This window comes from Pantoea sp. Taur (genome assembly GCF_009830025.1).
Taxonomy (GTDB): domain Bacteria; phylum Pseudomonadota; class Gammaproteobacteria; order Enterobacterales; family Enterobacteriaceae; genus Pantoea; species Pantoea communis.
Window position 1 is genome coordinate 136,116 of record NZ_SZZZ01000010.1, and the last position, 18,658, is coordinate 154,773.

Annotated in this window: 15 protein-coding genes, 1 tRNA gene and 2 pseudogenes; 9 read left to right on the forward strand and 9 right to left on the reverse strand. The window is 48.8% G+C overall.

Annotated features, from left to right (window positions below; translation table 11 throughout):
• Window positions 1-192 precede the first annotated feature (192 nt).
• Both FD744_RS15150 and FD744_RS15155 read right to left on the reverse strand, forming a co-directional pair.
• On the reverse strand, window positions 193-1,500 hold the full coding sequence (locus tag FD744_RS15150) for a RelA/SpoT domain-containing protein (RefSeq protein ID WP_160868620.1): 1,308 nt from the start codon (window positions 1,498-1,500) through the stop codon (window positions 193-195).
• Window positions 1,501-1,586: 86 nt separating this feature from the next.
• Window positions 1,587-2,223, reverse strand: a pseudogene (locus FD744_RS15155) (tyrosine-type recombinase/integrase); the annotation flags it as partial.
• 48 nt (window positions 2,224-2,271) lie between these two features.
• Between FD744_RS15155 and FD744_RS15160 the strand changes: the two are divergent.
• From FD744_RS15160 to FD744_RS15170, 3 genes are all read left to right on the forward strand, one after another.
• Complete coding sequence (locus tag FD744_RS15160) at window positions 2,272-2,511, forward strand: hypothetical protein (RefSeq protein ID WP_160868621.1); 240 nt, start codon at window positions 2,272-2,274, stop codon at window positions 2,509-2,511.
• Window positions 2,512-3,856: 1,345 nt separating this feature from the next.
• Window positions 3,857-5,548 (forward strand): hypothetical protein, encoded by a 1,692-nt coding sequence (locus FD744_RS15165; protein WP_160868622.1) that lies wholly within the window; start codon window positions 3,857-3,859, stop codon window positions 5,546-5,548.
• 155 nt (window positions 5,549-5,703) lie between these two features.
• Window positions 5,704-6,315: a hypothetical protein gene (locus FD744_RS15170; protein WP_160868623.1), complete on the forward strand. Its 612-nt coding sequence runs from the start codon at window positions 5,704-5,706 to the stop codon at window positions 6,313-6,315.
• A 159-nt stretch (window positions 6,316-6,474) separates the two neighbouring features.
• Here FD744_RS15170 and FD744_RS15175 read toward each other — a convergent pair.
• A tRNA-Ile gene (locus FD744_RS15175) sits at window positions 6,475-6,550 on the reverse strand.
• Between the two features lie 203 nt (window positions 6,551-6,753).
• Window positions 6,754-7,536 (reverse strand): SDR family oxidoreductase, encoded by a 783-nt coding sequence (locus FD744_RS15180; RefSeq protein ID WP_160868624.1) that lies wholly within the window; start codon window positions 7,534-7,536, stop codon window positions 6,754-6,756.
• Between the two features lie 136 nt (window positions 7,537-7,672).
• Here FD744_RS15180 and FD744_RS15185 point away from each other — a divergent pair, with 136 nt between their 5' ends.
• The 3 genes and pseudogenes from FD744_RS15185 (at window position 7,673) to FD744_RS15195 (ending at window position 9,619) form a co-directional block, all read left to right on the forward strand.
• The gene (locus FD744_RS15185) at window positions 7,673-8,260 is read left to right on the forward strand and encodes a TetR/AcrR family transcriptional regulator (protein ID WP_160868625.1); all 588 of its coding nucleotides are present in this window, start codon (window positions 7,673-7,675) and stop codon (window positions 8,258-8,260) included.
• Window positions 8,257-8,772: pseudogene (gene mug / locus FD744_RS15190) on the forward strand (G/U mismatch-specific DNA glycosylase). The gene FD744_RS15185 and the pseudogene mug overlap by 4 nt, the downstream one beginning before the upstream one ends.
• Window positions 8,773-8,860: 88 nt before the next feature.
• Window positions 8,861-9,619 (forward strand): substrate-binding domain-containing protein, encoded by a 759-nt coding sequence (locus FD744_RS15195; protein ID WP_160868626.1) that lies wholly within the window; start codon window positions 8,861-8,863, stop codon window positions 9,617-9,619.
• A gap of 48 nt (window positions 9,620-9,667) precedes the next feature.
• Here the strand turns inward: FD744_RS15195 and rpoD are convergent, their stop codons facing one another.
• From rpoD to rpsU, 3 genes are all read right to left on the reverse strand, one after another.
• Entirely contained in the window at window positions 9,668-11,512 is a 1,845-nt protein-coding gene (rpoD, locus tag FD744_RS15200; RefSeq protein ID WP_034828348.1) for an RNA polymerase sigma factor RpoD, read from the reverse strand.
• Between the two features lie 360 nt (window positions 11,513-11,872).
• Window positions 11,873-13,618, reverse strand: coding sequence for a DNA primase (dnaG, locus tag FD744_RS15205; RefSeq protein ID WP_160868627.1), 1,746 nt, complete (start codon window positions 13,616-13,618; stop codon window positions 11,873-11,875).
• A 118-nt stretch (window positions 13,619-13,736) separates the two neighbouring features.
• A complete protein-coding gene (rpsU, locus tag FD744_RS15210; protein WP_001144069.1) occupies window positions 13,737-13,952 on the reverse strand; it encodes a 30S ribosomal protein S21 in 216 nt (71 codons plus the stop codon).
• 278 nt (window positions 13,953-14,230) lie between these two features.
• On the opposite strand from rpsU, the gene tsaD reads away from it, so the two are divergent.
• Window positions 14,231-15,244, forward strand: a complete 1,014-nt coding sequence (gene tsaD, locus FD744_RS15215) for a tRNA (adenosine(37)-N6)-threonylcarbamoyltransferase complex transferase subunit TsaD (protein WP_160868628.1) — start codon at window positions 14,231-14,233, stop codon at window positions 15,242-15,244.
• Between the two features lie 30 nt (window positions 15,245-15,274).
• Here the strand turns inward: tsaD and plsY are convergent, their stop codons facing one another.
• Window positions 15,275-15,874 (reverse strand): glycerol-3-phosphate 1-O-acyltransferase PlsY, encoded by a 600-nt coding sequence (gene plsY, locus FD744_RS15220; protein ID WP_034828352.1) that lies wholly within the window; start codon window positions 15,872-15,874, stop codon window positions 15,275-15,277.
• Between the two features lie 107 nt (window positions 15,875-15,981).
• Between plsY and folB the strand changes: the two genes are divergently transcribed.
• Complete coding sequence (folB, locus tag FD744_RS15225) at window positions 15,982-16,341, forward strand: bifunctional dihydroneopterin aldolase/7,8-dihydroneopterin epimerase (RefSeq protein ID WP_034828354.1); 360 nt, start codon at window positions 15,982-15,984, stop codon at window positions 16,339-16,341.
• Between the two features lie 191 nt (window positions 16,342-16,532).
• Window positions 16,533-17,351, forward strand: a complete 819-nt coding sequence (bacA, locus tag FD744_RS15230) for an undecaprenyl-diphosphate phosphatase (protein WP_058959467.1) — start codon at window positions 16,533-16,535, stop codon at window positions 17,349-17,351.
• A gap of 17 nt (window positions 17,352-17,368) precedes the next feature.
• On the opposite strand, the gene FD744_RS15235 is transcribed toward bacA, so the two are convergent.
• Window positions 17,369-18,601, reverse strand: a complete 1,233-nt coding sequence (locus FD744_RS15235; RefSeq protein ID WP_034828358.1) for a multifunctional CCA addition/repair protein — start codon at window positions 18,599-18,601, stop codon at window positions 17,369-17,371.
• Window positions 18,602-18,658 lie beyond the last annotated feature (57 nt).

Here is an 18,658-nt window from a genome sequence, read left to right on the forward strand (position 1 = left end):
TTTGAAGCGAGGTAAATAAGTAATTTACTGATTTAATTGTTTTTTCTAGAATGAATAGTGATGAAAAGTGGCACATCGCATTGCGCTCTGCTGCCACTTTGCTGCCAACATGGCTCAGATGTCAATAATTGACTATCTCAGGGTGATCTCTGTTTGGTGAAAATATACATTGATACTATTATTTAATACTATTTATTTCAGCCTACCATTAGATTTTTTGTTTGTTTTCGGTTTTTCTATTTTCAATATCGAATCATCCTCTTTAACTTTGCTCAACCGACCAATGGCAGAATCTGATCGCTTTTTAAGATTATTAACATTTTCCAATTCTATTGATTGTAAAATTGGGTTATTCCCTAACACTTCCAAAAGCATTTTTTGCTGTCTGCTATTGCTTGATTTCATAAGTGTTGTCAATTTTTCATTTATCCTTGAGTTTAAATAGTGTGGCAAGTTATCATCAAAAGGATTGGGTTTTTCTCTACTGTTAACTCTCGTTCCAAAGGAACTTTCATAATTCGAATTTAAGTTTTTAATGTTAGATGTATCAATTGATTTTCTAAAGTTATTTCTTATGTTCGCTGATTCATTCATTTTAAGAATGTTAATCTCTTTTCTAAGCTCTGAAAGTTCATTAGACGCTTTACCTGCTCTCTTCTGTTCAGTGTCTAATTTGGCAACAAGTTCTTCAATCTTTGCTAAACTTTCCGCTTTTTCATTTTCTATTTTTGAAATCTCAATTTTTGATAGTTCCATTAACTCAATGGTATCCCTTAGAGATAGAACGAAAGAACCCATTTCATCGGCACTACCTGAGAATCTATTGAATATCATTAGGAAATAATTCAAAAGTTCGTTATCAGAAAAATTAGGGTAACGTACTCTATGATCAATTTCACTCCATCCTTCCTCAAATATAGTTCTGACTTGGATCTCAGTGAAGATATCCTCCATCATTGGACGCGTAGTGGTTATATAATGTGCGGAGCGATATCCTGCATTATGGATCTTAATTTCACAATCTTCACTATTAAATTCATCCGGCGCCTCATCATCCCCCTTTCTGATATACACCACAGGCTTTTCTGATAACTTACACTTAGATTTTATGAAGCCATGAATCGGCCGCCAATCTTCCTTAAATAGGTGTAGGACTCTTATTCCAATTAAATCAGTAACGATTTTGGTGTAGTTTTCATCACATATTTCATTATACTTTTCATTTTTATCATTGCGCTTTCTAATTATTTTAGCCATAAGATGCTCGGGGTCTTTGACTCGCCACCTTACCGAATGCACTTCGTTCACCTGTTGAAAGACCGAAGATAGCATAACTGCCGTTTCTTTTAAGTAGCCATAGTTTTCTGAATGAGATATGCCGATTTTTAAGAGCTCTGCCCACTTTATATTGGCTTTTTCAAAGTCAGTTTTTGTAAGATTATTTCTGACTAGAAATTCTTCTATCTTAAGATCTTGAGATGTTTTTATTTCATTATCCATGATGAACTTATCCTCTCTGATATTTTATATTTTATTACTGGTAATTGTTAATTTATGTCGCCGTAGATGTGGCGGATAATGTAGTCTTAAAACTCATCTAGTCGATTTAGCGGATTTAGCATCATCGCTTCTGATTGGTGGTCAGTAGCAAAGTGCGCATACCGTATCGTGACCTTAATATTCGTGTACCCCAAAATCCGCTGAAGCACAAGGATGTTGCCGAGATTCACCATTAAATGAGACGCGAAGGTGTGGCGCAAAACATGCGTAAGCTTACCAGTAGGTGTTTCAATACCGGCGCGCTGCATGGCCTTTCTAAAGGCTGAGTAACAAGGTTTAAAGAGCAAGTGCGCTTTTCAACTGGATGGCAGATCAGCCTGTAATTTTTTAGTTATCGGCACCGTTCGGTTTTTCTTGCCTTTAGTTTTCACGTAGATAATCTGACCGTCGCGGATTTGATTACCCTTCAGGATTTCAGCCTCACTCTATCGTGCACCAGTTGCCAGGCAGATTTTCACAACTGTAGTTAAATCCTTAGAACGGCTGTTCTCACATTCGGCGAGGAGGGTTCTAATTTTCTCAATGGTCAGATATGCCATCTCCGATTCACTGATTTTAAACTCTCGCACGTTCTCTAGAGAATTGGGTGCGGTCCATTCATTTAACCGGCGTAGCACGTTACCTGAAATACGCCAGCTTTAAATTAACCGTGCGCGGCGTAAGCCGGGCGGAACCACGCCAGCTTGCCCGGCTGTTTGGCTTTCCGTGCCAATGGCGGGTAACGATTCGGGCATATTCCAGTTGCCGCCGGAAGGAACGCTGATTGAAGTGGGATTAAACTGTGGAAGGCCGGACAAGCCGTTTGTGCGACAAACTGTGCCGGATGGCACCAGCCTGCTGGACGTCAAACCCGGCGATCAGCTGCAGCTGCAACTGCAGCGCGAAGAGATATCACAGTGCGTGATGCAGGCGGCAGACTGGGAGCGGAAGACCTATCAAGCCATTCGTTAAGCATCGATGGCGCGTTAGGTGAGAGCCAAGACCGAGTCGCGCGAACTTGTCAGCCGTGAAACCATCATCAAGCTCACCTATAAAACTTCAGTACAGGGAAAGGCTACACTGCTGGCAGGTGCTATTTTAAGCATGCCACAACCGGGAATTTAATTACGGGCATAAAGGGTAATCAGCTGGCTACAGTAGGGGGGATGTTTAAACCGACATCACGGTAAGTGCGTCGGTCACCTTGGGAAAGGAACTGTCAGAAATGGTTTGTCAGTTGCGTAAAAGCATTGCCGGACGCGTCAGGAGATAATTGCGCCTAGGGTATGGTTTGGGTCACAAGAGATAAACGTGGCACAGCTGATACTTTATACGGTTGAACCTGTGCAGCTACTAGCTGACCAGTTAGCCAGACATAAGCACCCGCCAACGAAACAGCCTACGAACAGTGCTGAGATTATGCAGAGTGGCCAGAAAACCACCGCATTACGCAAGAAGTATTCACCCGCTGTAGGCTAAGCCGTAACCCCGAAAGACACGTTAATAAAGCGTTTTTTTTCGCCTGCCATCAGCCACCATCAGCGGCGCAGAGAGACGCGCAAGCATCGGACCTGCCCAACTTCCCCCTTCAAGAGGATCATGCGCATAGCGTGGCACTGGCTACGACCCAGCCGGGCAAAATAATTGCTTAACTCACCAAAGGCGCAACACCGCACCAGCCTGCGGGTTTTGCACTATAAAAGTTTTTTAGTTTTATTTTCCTACAAACCGATGTGCCAGAGCGTGTCGCTGCTGGCTTTCTGCTTGGGTTCGCTATATGAAAACATTAGAAGAATTCTAATGATTTTCAGTTTTGTGGATCTTGAATGGATCTTAATTAAATAGCAATGCTATGAAAATAAAGGATATTTTATGTTTTATGTCGCATATTTTATTTTAAATGAGTCTCATTCGGTTGAACCCATTACCCAACAAAATCCAGCTGTGGCAGGGAGTTGGGGAATTTCGTAGCGCAGAGGGAATCTTTAAACATGTAAATCAGAACACTGTTATTATATATTGAGTTTGGGTTTGTGTGAGGGCAATAAAATGAAGAAGATTTCCATCAACGGCGCACATTTTTTTTATGGCATGTGGTGAAAATCTCACAGAAGATGCATTCTGGATTGAAGCTTGCGGCGTATAAAAGGTACATGTTTGGACGCGGGGGGAGTTTTGGGATGTACGGTTCAAAAAATGGAATTGGTAAACTGGAATAGTTGCCTATTGCAGATGAACCATTTTCGAATAAGAATTAAGCGCAGCAGGCTGCGTATGTTTACTAGGGTAAATTATTTTATAATAAGGATATAATAAAGTGGCTAATAAATCATTTGATTTTTTCAAACTTCTAACATTTAAAGTCATCGTCTCAATTAATGATGAAAGTTTTACTGGAACTTTAAGTTTTGGTAAGGGGACTATTCCACATTTAAGTTTTGATGAATTTTCAAAAGAGTTGTCTTTAAGTTTGAAAAGCATTAGTTCTGGTCAAGATAACATTATTTGCCGAGACAGAGATTCAAATGTCAGCTTAACACTGCACGCTGTAGAGGTTAGAGACCTTACGATTTTTTGTAATTATGTATCTTTGGGAAATAGTGAATTTGAATTTGATACTTTAGAAATTTTTTTTACAGGGTTATCTACATGGTTTGAGCAAATTCAGCCGTTTAAGAACGATGGCGATCTTATCTCTTGCGATATAAGTGTGGATTCATTCAGAGAAGAGTTCATTTTCAATGGTGTCAGTTATAGTATAGAAAATAATCGAAGGATTGATTTTGAAAGTGAAGGTTCTTTGAAAACCAGCGTCATTACAGAATATAGCATTATCCTCAAGAAAAATAGTGGTTTGTTAGGGCTAAATGAAGCTAGTGAGCTTTGTCATGAGATTAGAAACTTATTTTCATTATTAATTGGGGTTTTTATTTCAATACAAAGCGTTAATACGTATTTGAGTTCCAATCGTGCAAGGTTTAAAAGTTTATATTTTCCTTCTGCATTAGATTCCCAGGAGCCTCTAAGTGATAAACACCATGCATTCAAAAATTATATTGATATTATTAGAGATGACGCTTGGGGTGACATATTCACAAACTATTTTTCTAAAATTTCTTTTAGGGAAATTTGGAATAGACTTCCGACTTCCTATGAGTATAGAGGCGTTTGGGAATATCAGATTCTATCTAGAATAATTGTTCTTGAAATGTTTGCCAGTCATACAACGCCAGCTAAAACTGGATTAATGGATGAAAACATATTTAATCAGTTAAAAACTAAGATAAAGGAGACTTTAGATAGCTTTGAATCTTCCCTAAATCTCAGTGATACTGATAGTGAAGTTTATTATTTAATTAAAGAAAGAGTTATGGGAGTAAAAAGATCTTTCGAGAGAACATTGCAAGGTAAATATGATTTTTTAATGACCCAAATGAATGATGATTTGAAAGAAATCATTGGTTTCACGGATGAAGATTTTAAATTAATTAAGCGCTTCCGCAATGCTATTGCGCATGGCAACAAATATATTAAACTTAGCGATGATAATAATATCACTTATGAAACGCAAGTGAGTGATCGTCTGCTAGTGTTATTAATGTGTTTCAGCTATTTGGAAATGGGTTTTACAGTTCAACAGATAGTCAGTTCCCTTTCAAACTCCCGTTGTTCATTTATTCGTAATGCTAATATCAACAAGCGGTCTTTAGATAAGTTTAACGGTAGCGCGAAATTTATTGAGTTGTCATCGCCGTCTGAAATGTTAATATCTAATAATGTGGTTTTTTTAGCAATTAAATATTCTTCTCAGGATGATAAGTATTCAATTGATGAACGCTTAAGTAATAAAATCAAGTCCGATTTTTTTAAAAGTGGAGTCACAAGTCTGGCGGATTATGTTAACAGCATTGTTAACTACGAGTGTGAATTAGAAATGCTACATAAGGTTTATTTGAAATGCAATGACTCAGAAACCATTCACCATAGTTCAATTTTGATTAAGACCTAATTTATAAATGAAGGAGCGTAAAATGTTCTCTTCGGATGATAAAGCAATGCATAGTGAAGATCATTTATTTTGACGCCTATTATTAGTCAAGGTAGAAAGGTTAGGATTGTTAATTTATAGTTATTTAATAATTTAAATATTTTATGGGTTTGGGAATGGAATTAATTAAAAAGTGGTATTTTATTATTGCTGCTATTGTTGGGGCTATTTTTACGATTGTGACAGTAGATTCAGATTTAGTTAAGAGAAATTATAATCTGGTTGAAGGATGGTATTTATCAACGCCTTCAATGAGTGGCTCATGGTCATCACGAACTGAAAATGACAATGAAGGCTCTATTTCAGCAAATGAATGGCTTGAAAACGACGATCAGACAACGATGGATTTAAATGTTTATGATGGTAAGTTCGATGGAATAATTTCAACCCCAGCTATCCGGGAATTTATTCGAGCAACGCCACAAATTACGGACTACTTTTTATTGGAAGGGTACAAAAACACCTTCAGAAAGTCGGGCGTTGGATATGTCTATGAAATTATTATGGGTAAAAAGTATTTATTTGCAGTTGTTGAGGTAAAGTTGGAAGGGGGAAATCTAGTATTAACAGACAAAACAAAAGGGGGAAGCGAATTTATTCCTAAAGAAATCGCCCTTTTAAAAAGGTCAGATGAGGCATTTGGCGAACGCCTTGATGCACATTCCTCAGATGTGGTTCAGCAAAAAGTTGAACAGTTCAGTAAAGCTCGACAACGAGCTGGTCAATAATGAGATTACAGGATGCGCATTCAAAGCGCTGCGTTTCAGTTTCATTCAGTTTGGCGTGCGTAAATGTAGCTGTGAAGGCACAAAAAAATGTAGGGGTACAAAAGGGGGACATTCAATTGCAGATGAATTGACTTAATTACATGATTTTAAAGATAAATTTGGTGGCCCCTGCTGGGTTTGAACCAGCGACCAAGCGATTATGAGTCGCCTGCTCTAACCACTGAGCTAAGGGGCCAGCGGAGCGGGGATTATAAAGTATCTCGGAGGGGTGATCCAGCGTTCACCAATCGGTTGGTGAAAATTAGAACAATCTCTGACTCCTTGATCTCCAAGCAAAAATCCCTTCCCACCCCCTAAGATCGCTCAATCAGCCCACAACCTCAGCAGGTTTTTGAGACAAGGCTATCCTTCCACCTCATCTCAATCACCACTCACATCTCATAAATAACGCGAAGCCGGCTTATTCAACGAGATAAACGGCAGGATGGCGAAGCGAGCACTCTCCATGCTCTGCCATAGTCCCAGATCTTCCACTGAAGGAATGGTGATCAGCTCACCGCTATCCAGCCCGCGCAGTGCCGCAGCCACCAAATCCTCAACCTCCATCACGCTCTCAGCCGGAAGGTCATCAACCGATTTCCCCGAGCGCTCGAAGATTTCGGTACGGGTTAAGCCCGGCAATACCGCCTGAATACGCACGCCACTCTCCGCCAGCTCACGCTGCATATTGCGCGTCAGCGAGAGCACAAAGGCCTTACTGGCGTTGTACGCACCATTCGCCATTTCATTCACCAGTGCCAGCACGGAAGCGATATTCACAATCGTTCCCGTACCACGGCGGCGGAATGCTTGCGCGGCTGCATGTGCCAGCTGCGTCAGAGCCACAATGTTTAACGTCAGCATGGTTTGTATTTGCGAGATATCACCCGCGACGAACTCGCCTTCAACTGCCATCCCGGCATTGTTCACCAGCATCGTAATCCGCTCGTTGTCCGCAAGGGTTTGCGCCACGCGTTGCAAATCTTCAGTGCGCGTCAGATCGGCCGCCAGCACACTCACTTCCACGCCGTGCGCGTCACGCAGCGACTGCGCCAGCTGGTTAAGACGCGATGCATCACGCGCCACCAGAATCAAATTGCTGCCGCGTGCGGCCAGCTGTTTCGCGTAAGTTGCACCAATGCCGCTGGATGCGCCGGTAATCAAAGCCAGTTGTTGTGTCATGGTCGGTTCCTGTAAATGATGGTTGTCATATCTGATGGAACTTAATATGACGATCATCATATTTTTCGTCAAGCTGGAATATGATGATCGTAATAATTACACTGATTGCCATTAACGATGAGCAGGATGGTGAGAGATGGAAAAGCTGAGCCACAAGGCGCGCACGCGGCAGCGCATACTGGATGAGGCAGCAGTGGTGATGCGTGAATGCGGCACTGAAGGTATTGGCGTGGCGGCGCTGATGAAGCGCGCGGGCTTAACTCACGGCGGCTTCTACGCGCACTTTGATTCGCGGGAAGCGCTGGTTGAAGCGGTGATTGCCGAGATGTTTGCCGATTCGGCGCAGCGCTTCGCTGCGATTATCAGTCTGAAAGATCCAGCCGAGCGACTGACACAACTGATCGATAACTATCTCTCTGAGCATCATCGCAACACGCCGGGAGAAGGCTGCCCGATGCCTGCCCTGGTGAGTGAGATTGCCCATCTGCCGATTGAAACACGCACGCTGTTCTCGCAACGTCGTGATGCGGTGCGGCAACGGCTGGCGCAGGCACTCAATGAAATGCACCATCCTCAGGCTGATGATGTCGCCGCCAGTATGCTGGCCGAAATGGTCGGTGCGGTGGCGCTGGCGCGCGCCTGTCCGGATGATGAGGAAGCGCGCAATATGCTGGCGGTTAGCCGTCGCTCGGTGAAACAGCGCGCAGGATTGGAGAGTGCATGAGCGAGCACGATATTCAGGACATTATTGCACCGGATTTGCAGGTGCTGTTTTGTGGCATCAATCCGGGCAAGTCATCGGCGCACACCGGCTTCCACTTTGCTCATCCGGGGAATCGCTTCTGGAAGGTGATCCATCAGGCCGGTTTTACCCGCGAATTGCTGAAACCGGAACAGGAGCAGCGGCTGCTGGAAACAGGTTGTGGCATCACCATGCTGGTTGAGCGTCCCACCATTCAGGCTAACGAGTTGGCGGGTGATGAGCTACGCGATGGTGGGGCGCGTTTGCAGGAGAAGATCTTACGCTATCAGCCGCGTGCACTGGCGGTGCTGGGTAAGGATGCGTTCCAGAAAGCGTTCCGACAGCGCAAAGTAGAGTGAGGCGAGCAGCCGCAAACGTTGGGCGAAACGAGCCTGTGGGTGCTGCCCAATCCCAGCGGGTTGAACCGCGCGACGATAGAGGAGATGGCGACAGCTTATCGCCAACTTCATGATTGGTTACAGAATAACGCGTGAGCGTGCTCCGCTTAACGCGGCCCTAAAGTTGTTCAATTTGCGGTTTCTGACTAAACCCAAATCTTTATGGCAAATAAAGAGAGGGAAGATGAAACGCACAATCGCGTTAGTGGCGCTGCTGGTGATGGCGCAACAGACGGCACAGGCAGAGACGCTGAAAGTATTTAGCTCCGGTGGCATGTATCCGGTGATTGAGAGCCTGAAGCAGGATTATCAGCAACAAACTGGCAATACTCTGCAGCTGGAAGCGGCGCCCTCGATGGGCGATACGCCACAGGCGATCCCTAATCGTCTGAAACGTCAGGATAATGCCGATGTGCTGGTGATGGTCGATTACGCCATCAAACCGCTGGAGCAGGCCAAATTTGTGGATAGCCGCAGCCATAAGGTGCTGGCGCACTCTTATATCGCGATGGCGGTGAAGCAGGGCATGACGCCGCCGGATATCAGCACGGTAGCGAAATTCAAACAGGTCCTCACGGAAGCCTCCAGCATCGCGATATCAGACAGTGCCAGCGGCAAATATATTCAAGGCAAGATGCTGAGTAAGCTGAAGTTGGGGCCGAAGACCGCCAGCAAAGTGTCCGTGATCCCCGCCACACCGGTGGGTGAAGCGGTGGCACAAGGTAAAGCGGAGCTGGGCTTCCAGCAGAACAGCGAGCTGCAGGCGGTGAAGGGGATTACCATCGTCGGACTGATTCCGCCAGCGGTGCAGCAGGATACGCTATACGGCGCGGTGATTACGCGCAGCACACAGCAGAAGCAGGCGGCGGCGCAGTTTGTGAAGTATTTGCAGAGCGACAAAGCGCGCAAAATGATGCAGGAAAAAGGGCTAACGCCGTTTTGAAGGCAATAAAAAACCCCGGCGAGCCGGGGTTTTTCGTCTTAACGAGGATTAATCGTCAAGGAAGCTACGCAGCACTTCGGAGCGGCTTGGGTGACGCAGCTTGCGCAGCGCCTTGGCTTCGATCTGACGAATACGCTCACGGGTAACGTCAAACTGTTTGCCAACCTCTTCCAGCGTGTGGTCGGTGTTCATATCGATACCGAAACGCATACGCAGGACTTTCGCTTCACGCGCAGTCAGACCCGCCAGCACGTCGTGGGTGGCTGAACGCAGGCTTTCTGAGGTAGCAGAATCCAGCGGCAGCTCCAGCGTGGTGTCTTCGATAAAATCGCCCAGATGTGAATCTTCATCATCACCAATCGGCGTCTCCATAGAGATCGGCTCTTTAGCAATTTTCAGCACTTTGCGAATCTTATCTTCTGGCATCAGCATACGCTCAGCCAGCTCTTCCGGCGTTGGCTCACGGCCCATCTCTTGCAGCATCTGGCGCGAAATACGGTTGAGCTTGTTGATGGTCTCAATCATATGCACCGGAATACGGATGGTACGTGCCTGGTCGGCGATAGAACGGGTGATAGCCTGACGAATCCACCAGGTCGCATAAGTTGAGAACTTATAACCACGACGGTATTCAAACTTATCAACCGCTTTCATCAGGCCGATGTTACCTTCCTGAATCAGATCGAGGAACTGCAGACCACGGTTGGTGTATTTCTTCGCGATAGAAATAACCAGACGCAAGTTCGCTTCAACCATCTCTTTCTTCGCACGACGCGCTTTGGCTTCGCCGATCGACATGCGACGGTTGATGTCTTTAACCTGCTCGATGGTCAGGCCGGTCTCTTCTTCAATCTGCTGCAATTTCTGCAGTGAACGCGTCACATCATCTTCAACTTCAAGCAGTTTCTCTGACCAGGGTTTATTCATGGCCAGCGCCGCTTTGAACCAGCTTGGGCTGGTTTCGTTGCCGGTGAACAGGGTGATGAAGTTCTTCTTCGGCATTTTGCAGATTTCAATACACAGCTTCATGATCAGGCGCTCTTGCGTACGCACGCGCTCCATCATGACGCGCATACTGTTCACCAGGTAGTCGAATTGCTTCGGCACCAGGCGGAACTGTTTGAACACTTCAGACAGGTTATTGATTTCTGCAACGGCATCAGCGTGGCTGCGGCCTTTGGCTTTGATCACGGTACGGGTGGTTTCGTACTGGGTGCGCAGATCGTTGAACTTCTCACGCGCCAGTTCTGGATCGATGGAGTTATCATCGTCAGAGCTGTCGTCGTCGCCATCTTCGTCTTCTTCATCGTCGTCGTTACGGTCTTCTTCAGACAGTTCAGAACCCACGTGAGTGGCAGTTGGCGCGATATCTTCTTCCGCGTTCGGGTCAACAAAGCCGGTGATCAGGTCAGACAGGCGAGATTCGCCCGCTTCCACACGATCGTACTGATCGAGCAGATAGGTGATGGCTTCCGGGTATTCGGCAACTGAGCACTGAACCTGGTTGATACCGTCTTCGATACGCTTAGCGATGTCGATTTCGCCTTCGCGCGTCAGCAGCTCAACGGTACCCATTTCGCGCATATACATACGCACAGGGTCAGTAGTACGGCCAATTTCAGATTCAACGCTAGAGAGTACCTGCGCGGCAGCTTCTGCGGCATCTTCGTCAGTATCAGTACTGTTCTCATTCAACATCAGATCATCGGCATCAGGTGCTTCTTCAACAACCTGAATACCCATGTCGTTAATCATCTGGATGATGTCTTCGATCTGATCGGAGTCGACGATATCTTCCGGCAGATGGTCATTGACCTCAGCATAGGTCAGATAGCCCTGCTCCTTACCACGGGTGACAAGCAGCTTAAGCTGTGACTGCGGGTTTTGCTCCATAAGACGGTATCCACACTTCTGTTAATTAGATTGGTGTCGGTCGGCAGCGAGCCAACTATAACAGTGAAGGCGTTGTTCTTTTGCCGCTGCCTTCAACGCGGCCAGGGTATCGACCCTTCATATATCGGCACTTAAGCCGCTTGAGTTCTGTTCGGGCCTGGCTTACTCGCCATTTTCGTCCCCGGCAGTGCTCGTAATCCTCACGTACTTCAGTACGCTCCGGTTACTGCGCGCTGGCGGTAACGAAACTGGCTTCGACGCCGACGGCCCTCGTACGGTGGGCTTAAAAAAGCGAAAACCGTACACCCAAGTCAGAATGTGTGCTTTCACAGCCTTCACAGTTCTGACCCGGTAATAATCTTATTTTTTCGCTAATGCCTGGCTTAAGGCCCAGAACTCGCGGCGTTCGGCGGCGCTCAGGCCTTCGGTACGGTCGCGTGCGATAAGCGCTTCAAGGCGCTGTTCAAGGGCTGAGTCATAAAGACTCGCCAGTGAATCCTGGAACACGGCTTCTGCTTCTTCATCCACTATCATGTGGTTCCAGGTGGCCAGCGTTTCAAGGGGCTGGCTAAATTCTGTCCCGCGATATAACTCTAGTAGCTGTCCGGTCGTCAGGCCAGGATTCTCCGTACAACGACTGACTAACTCCACAAACAGCGGCAAACCCGCCATTTTTGACTGCTCAAGCCCGTCCAGCGTAGGAACGATGGCGGCAAATTGCGGATTCTGCACCAGTAACGCAATCAACACGCGCATGGTGGTGCGCTTCAACGGGGGAGCCGTTGGCGCAGTGCCTCTTTCTGCCTGCTTTGGCATCAGCTTGTCTAACTGGTTATCGTCCAGAATGCCGAGTTTATTACCCAGATTCTGACGCATATAAATGCGTAAAGTTTCACCGGGGATCTGGCTAATCAACGGCAGCGCCAGCGTTGCCAGCTTGGTTTTACCGTCACGCGTGCTCAGATCGACCTGCGGCATCAGGCTGTCGAATAAAAACGTGGAGAGCGGTAAAGCCTGCTCCATCCGCGCTTCAAACGCCTCTTTGCCTTCTTTACGCACCAGCGTGTCCGGGTCCTCGCCATCTGGCAAAAACATAAAGCGTAGCTGACGACCGTCATTCATGTAAGGCAATGCGGTTTCCAGTGCACGCCATGCGGCTTCGCGCCCCGCGCGGTCACCGTCGTAACAGCAAATCACCGTGTCGGTAGAGCGGAACAGCAGCTGAATGTGCTCAGCGGTGGTCGAGGTGCCCAGCGAGGCAACGGCATAATCAATGCCAAATTGCGCCAGCGCCACCACGTCCATATAGCCTTCTACAACCAGTAAACGCGCTGGCTGCGGATGATTCTTTTGCGCTTCATACAGGCCATATAGCTGACGGCCTTTATGGAAAATCGGTGTTTCCGGCGAGTTAAGGTACTTCGGCGTATCGTTGCCCAGTACACGTCCACCAAAGCCAATGACGCGCCCACGCTTATCGCGAATCGGGAACATCACGCGATCGCGGAAACGATCATAAGTGCGGCCGGAATCGTTACTGACCAGCATGCCCGCTTCCATCAAGGATTCGCGGTCCTCTTTCTGCTGACCAAAACGTTTCAGCACGTTATCCCAGCCTGCTGGCGCATAACCAATCGCGAAGTGATCGATCACTTGCTGGCTGAGACCGCGTGTGGCGAGATAATTTTGTGCAGATGTCGCTTGCGGGTTACGCAGGCTTTGCTGATAGAAACCGTCGAGGCCTTCCAGCAGCTGATACAGACTTTGGCGCTGATGACGTTCCATCGGGCTGGGGCCGTTGCCCGCTTCATACGGCACTTCTAAGCCGTGTTGCGTGGCCAGCTCCTCAACGCTTTCAACGAAATCCAGACGATCGTGATTCATCAGGAAGTCGATGGCGTTACCTTTGGCGCCACAGCCGAAGCAGTAATAAAACTGCTTCTCACCGCTTACGGTGAAAGAGGGGGTTTTCTCGTTATGAAAAGGACAGCACGCGTGATAGTTCTTACCCTGCTTTTTCAGCTTAACGCGGGCATCGATAAGATCCACGATATCCGTGCGGGCAAGTAAGTCATTGATAAATACGCGTGGAATTCGTCCAGCCATAAGCCCCGGTTTTTCAGCTCATAAACGGCAACAAGCCGCGCTTCCTTTCGGAAAGCACGGCCTCTTACTTGACTCTGTCTGCGTTTAACACGCGGCGGAAGCGAACTTCCGAAAGAAATTAGTACAGACGAGTGCGGCGTGCGTTTTCGCGAGCCAGTTTCTTGGCGTGACGCTTAACAGCAGACGCTTTAGCGCGCTTACGCTCAGTCGTTGGTTTTTCATAAAACTCACGACGACGAACTTCCGCCAGAACACCTGCTTTCTCGCAAGAACGCTTGAAGCGACGCAGTGCTACGTCGAAAGGCTCGTTTTCACGTACTTTAATTACCGGCATGTAACTCTTACCTCGATAAATTCGGTTTTGCTGCTGACTGCGGCGCCAGCACTTTTAAAATGGTGCAGCATTTTACTCCAGCCGTAGCCGAGTTGTAAAGCACCATGAACAATTTAGAACCAACAGAGACATATGCCATCGCGGCTGCCGGTTTTTTCAGGCCGTGGAGTATAGCGCACTCTTTGTGCGACAGAAAAACACTTTTTCCTGGCAAAGTCGTCCAGCGTGTGATTCGCCTGTGCTACACTGCGCGCCGCAAGAAGAGGGTGATAAAAGCTATGCGAGTTCTGGGTATTGAAACGTCCTGCGATGAAACCGGCATCGCGATTTATGACGATGCGTCCGGTCTGTTGGCGAATCAATTATATAGCCAGGTCAAACTGCACGCCGATTACGGTGGCGTAGTGCCCGAACTGGCCTCACGTGACCACGTGCGTAAAACCGTTCCGCTGATTCAGGCTGCGCTGAAAGAAGCCGGATTAGCCGCAAAAGACATTGATGCCGTGGCCTATACCGCCGGTCCAGGTTTGGTTGGTGCGCTTTTAGTGGGCGCCACTATCGGCCGTGCACTGGCGTTTGCGTGGAATGTGCCTGCGGTGCCTGTGCATCATATGGAAGGCCATCTGCTGGCGCCGATGCTGGAAGAGAATCCACCGGAATTCCCGTTTGTGGCATTGCTGGTTTCGGGTGGTCACACGCAGTTGATCAGCGTCACGGGTATTGGTGAATACACTTTGCTGGGTGAATCGATTGACGATGCGGCTGGCGAAGCTTTCGATAAAACCGCCAAACTGCTCGGTCTGGATTATCCAGGCGGGCCGATGCTGTCGCGCATGGCGCAGCAGGGCACGCCGGGTCGCTTCAAATTCCCGCGCCCGATGACCGATCGCCCAGGGCTGGATTTCAGCTTCTCGGGTCTGAAAACCTTCGCCGCCAACACCATTCGTGAGCATAACGGCGATGAACAGGCGCGTGCCGATATCGCGCGTGCGTTTGAAGATGCGGTGGTGGATACGCTGATGATCAAGTGCAAACGCGCGCTGGAGCAGACCGGCTTTAAACGTCTGGTGATTGCCGGTGGTGTCAGCGCCAACCGTACGCTGCGTGAGCGTATGGCCGAGATGATGCAAAAGCGCGGTGGCGAGGTGTTTTATGCACGCCCGGAGTTCTGTACTGATAACGGCGCGATGATTGCCTACGCTGGCATGGTGCGGCTGAAAGGCGGCACACGCGGTGGATTAGGCGTCAGCGTCCGGCCACGTTGGCCACTGGCCGAATTGCCCGCTATCTAAAACGAAAAAACCGGCATCGCGCCGGTTTTTTTATTTCTTCTTTTTCCGCTTCCAGATCTTATTTTCCTGCCCGCGCCACAGGCGCTGGATGTTGTCGTGATGACGCAACAGAATCAAACAGGAGAGCATCGAAACCGGGAAGGTAAACTGCGGTTTGAACCACCACACGTAGAACGGGGCAATCAGCGCACTGACAATCGCACCCAGCGAGGAGTAGCCGCTCAGCAGCACCGTCAGCAGCCAAGTGCCGGTCATCAATCCCGTCAAATCCCAGCCAATGGGTGCAATCGCACCGAACGCCGTCGCCACACCTTTACCGCCACGAAAACGAAAGAATACCGGATAGATATGGCCGAGACAGGCGGCAATCGCGGTTAAGCCGAGATACATCGGCGTAACGTGCAGCAGATAGGCGATCCACACCGGAATCATCCCTTTTGCCACGTCGAAGATCAGTACCGCAGCCGCAGCGGCTTTACCACCAATGCGCAACACGTTGGTCGCACCGGGGTTGCCGGAGCCAGCAGTACGCGGATCGGGTAAACGCGCGAGTTTACAAACCAGGATCGCACTGGAAATCGAGCCGCAAAGATACGCGAAAATAATCATACCAAGCGCGATAGCACTCATAGCCTCGTACCGTTCCTTTTGGGTCGTTTTGTTCTCGATAAGCGTGGATAATACGCATAATCCGCCGGAAGTGGTATCCGGCTTAGCCAAAAACAGAGACTGACATCATGGATATCGTATTTATAGAACAACTCACCGTGTTCACCACCATTGGCGTTTACGACTGGGAACAGGGCATGCAGCAGAAGCTGGTGCTCGATGTCGAAATGGCGTGGGACAACCGTCGTGCTGCGGTGAGTGACGATGTGAACGACTGTCTGAGCTACGCCGATGTCACCGAGGTTATCCTCAATCATCTGCAGGGCCAGCGCTTTGCCCTGGTCGAACGTGTGGCGGAAGAAATTGCCGATCTGTTGATGAATCGTTTCAAAACGCCGGGTGTGCGCATCAAGGTCGGTAAACCTGGCGCGGTGGCCCAGGCAGCGACCGTTGGCGTGCGTATCGAGCGCGGGACTATTCCTAAATAAATCATCCGTGATTGCCATCACAATGAAACCAAACCAAATTATGGTGTGTCTCACTTGAGGCCGTTGCGCTAACGGACGCGAAGTTGCCGATTTTCTTAAGGTTTCCTTCAGCGTGGCGCAGGCATAATTTTAGGCGGTAGCACCTTGCGACCGCCTTTTTACTGTTTAAAACGGATAGAGGAAAAATTTTGATGGCAGATATTCACCAGCTTTGGGTTGCTGCAATCCTGGGGGTTGTGGAAGGCCTCACGGAATTCCTGCCGGTCTCTTCTACGGGCCATATGATCATCGTTGGCCATCTGTTGGGCTTCGAGGGCGATAAAGCTGAAACCTTTGAAGTCGTCATTCAGCTGGGTTCAATTTTAGCGGTAGTGGTGATGTTCTGGCGTCGCCTGTTCGGACTGATTGGTATTCACTTCGGTAAAGAGCCGCATGAAGGCACTGGAACCGGGAAACTGACCCTGATTCACATTTTGTTAGGTATGGTTCCGGCGGTGGTGATTGGCTTGCTGCTGCACGATCAAATCAAAAGCCTGTTTAATCCGATTAACGTGATGTACGCACTGGTCGTCGGCGGCGTGTTGCTGTTGGTGGCTGAGTACTTCAAACCTAAACAGCCTAAAGCGGTAGGTATCGATGATATCACTTACCGCCAGGCGTTTATGATTGGTTGCTTCCAGTGTCTGGCGCTGTGGCCGGGCTTCTCGCGCTCGGGTGCCACCATTTCTGGCGGTATGCTGATGGGCGTGAGCCGTTATGCTGCATCAGAGTTCTCATTCATCCTTGCGGTGCCGATGATGATTGGTGCCACCGGATTGGATCTCTACAAGAGCATGGGCTTCCTGACCATGCAGGATTTCCCAATGTTCGCCGTCGGCTTCGTGACCGCTTTTATCGTTGCTCTGCTGGCGATCAAAGTGTTCCTGGAACTGATTAAGCGTATTTCGTTTGTTTCGTTCGCTATCTATCGCTTTATCGTGGCGGCGGCGGTTTACGCCATCTTCATGTAAGCGCGGCGTGCGGCCGGTTATGCTGGCCGCACGTTGATCAACCCATCCTGCACTGCCATCACCCGACGACGCGTCAACTCTTCCCGCACGGCTGGTCCTTTAAAACCTGCTGCGACCACATCCTTCGTTGGTACCGCCTGAGCCAGCGCAAACGCCTGACGCAGATAATCGCCTTGTGGATAGGCCATGCTTTCCATTCCGGTGCGACCACGCGCATCGGCTTCGCTGGTCAGTGCCATCTTCTCTACGCGATCGGGCTTGCGCCATGCATCAATGCGATCGAACAGGGCAACCAATGATTCCGCTGACTGGCGTTCAATGGTGTGGACGATATCGTGGAATTCCGTGACCACCAGTGCCAGATCGCGCACCTGATTGGGCACGCGCAGCCGCTGGCACAGTGCTTCAACAATCGGCACGCCGGCTAAACCGTGACCATGATGGCTCGGCCATTTTTCCGGCGGCGTCAGCGCTTTACCGACATCGTGGAACAGCGTGGCGAAGCGCACGTCCAATTCCTCTGACAGCGCGGCAGACATCGTCAGCGTCATTAACGCGTGCACGCCGGTATCAATTTCGGGATGCCATTTGATCGGCGCCGGAATGCCGTACAGGTTATCCAGCTCCGGGAACAGCACCTGCAATGCGCCGCAGTCACGCAATACCTGAAAATAGACCTGCGGATTGCGGGTCAGCAGCGCCTTCTCGGTCTCTTTCCACACGCGTTCGGCCGTGAGGTCAGCTAATTCGCCGCTCTCCGCCATCTCACGCATTAAAGCCTGCGTTTCATCCGCGACACGGAAATTGAGGTGGGCAAAACGGGCAGCGAAACGCGCCACGCGCAGCACGCGCAGTGGATCTTCGTTAAAAGCGGATGAGACATGGCGCAGGGTGCGTTTCGCCAAATCCTGCTGTCCGCGATAAGGGTCGATTAAGCTGCCGTCGTCGGCCTGCGCAATGGCATTGATGGTGAGATCACGGCGCTGCAAATCCTGCTCCAGCGTCACGTCTGGGGCGAATTGTGTGACAAAACCGGTGTAGCCTTTGCCATTTTTGCGTTCGGTACGCGCCAGTGCATACTCTTCACGACTGCGTGGGTGCAAAAAAACCGGAAAATCCCGGCCCACCTGCTGATAACCTTGTGCCAGCATCGCTTCAGGTGTGGCACCGACCACCACCCAATCTCTATCTTTTACCGGCAAACGCAGTAAGGCATCACGCACCGCGCCACCGACCAGAAACGTCTTCACTCAACCACTCCAGAGGCAATGTATTCTGCGCGCCGTGCACGCATGTTGCGTTATTGT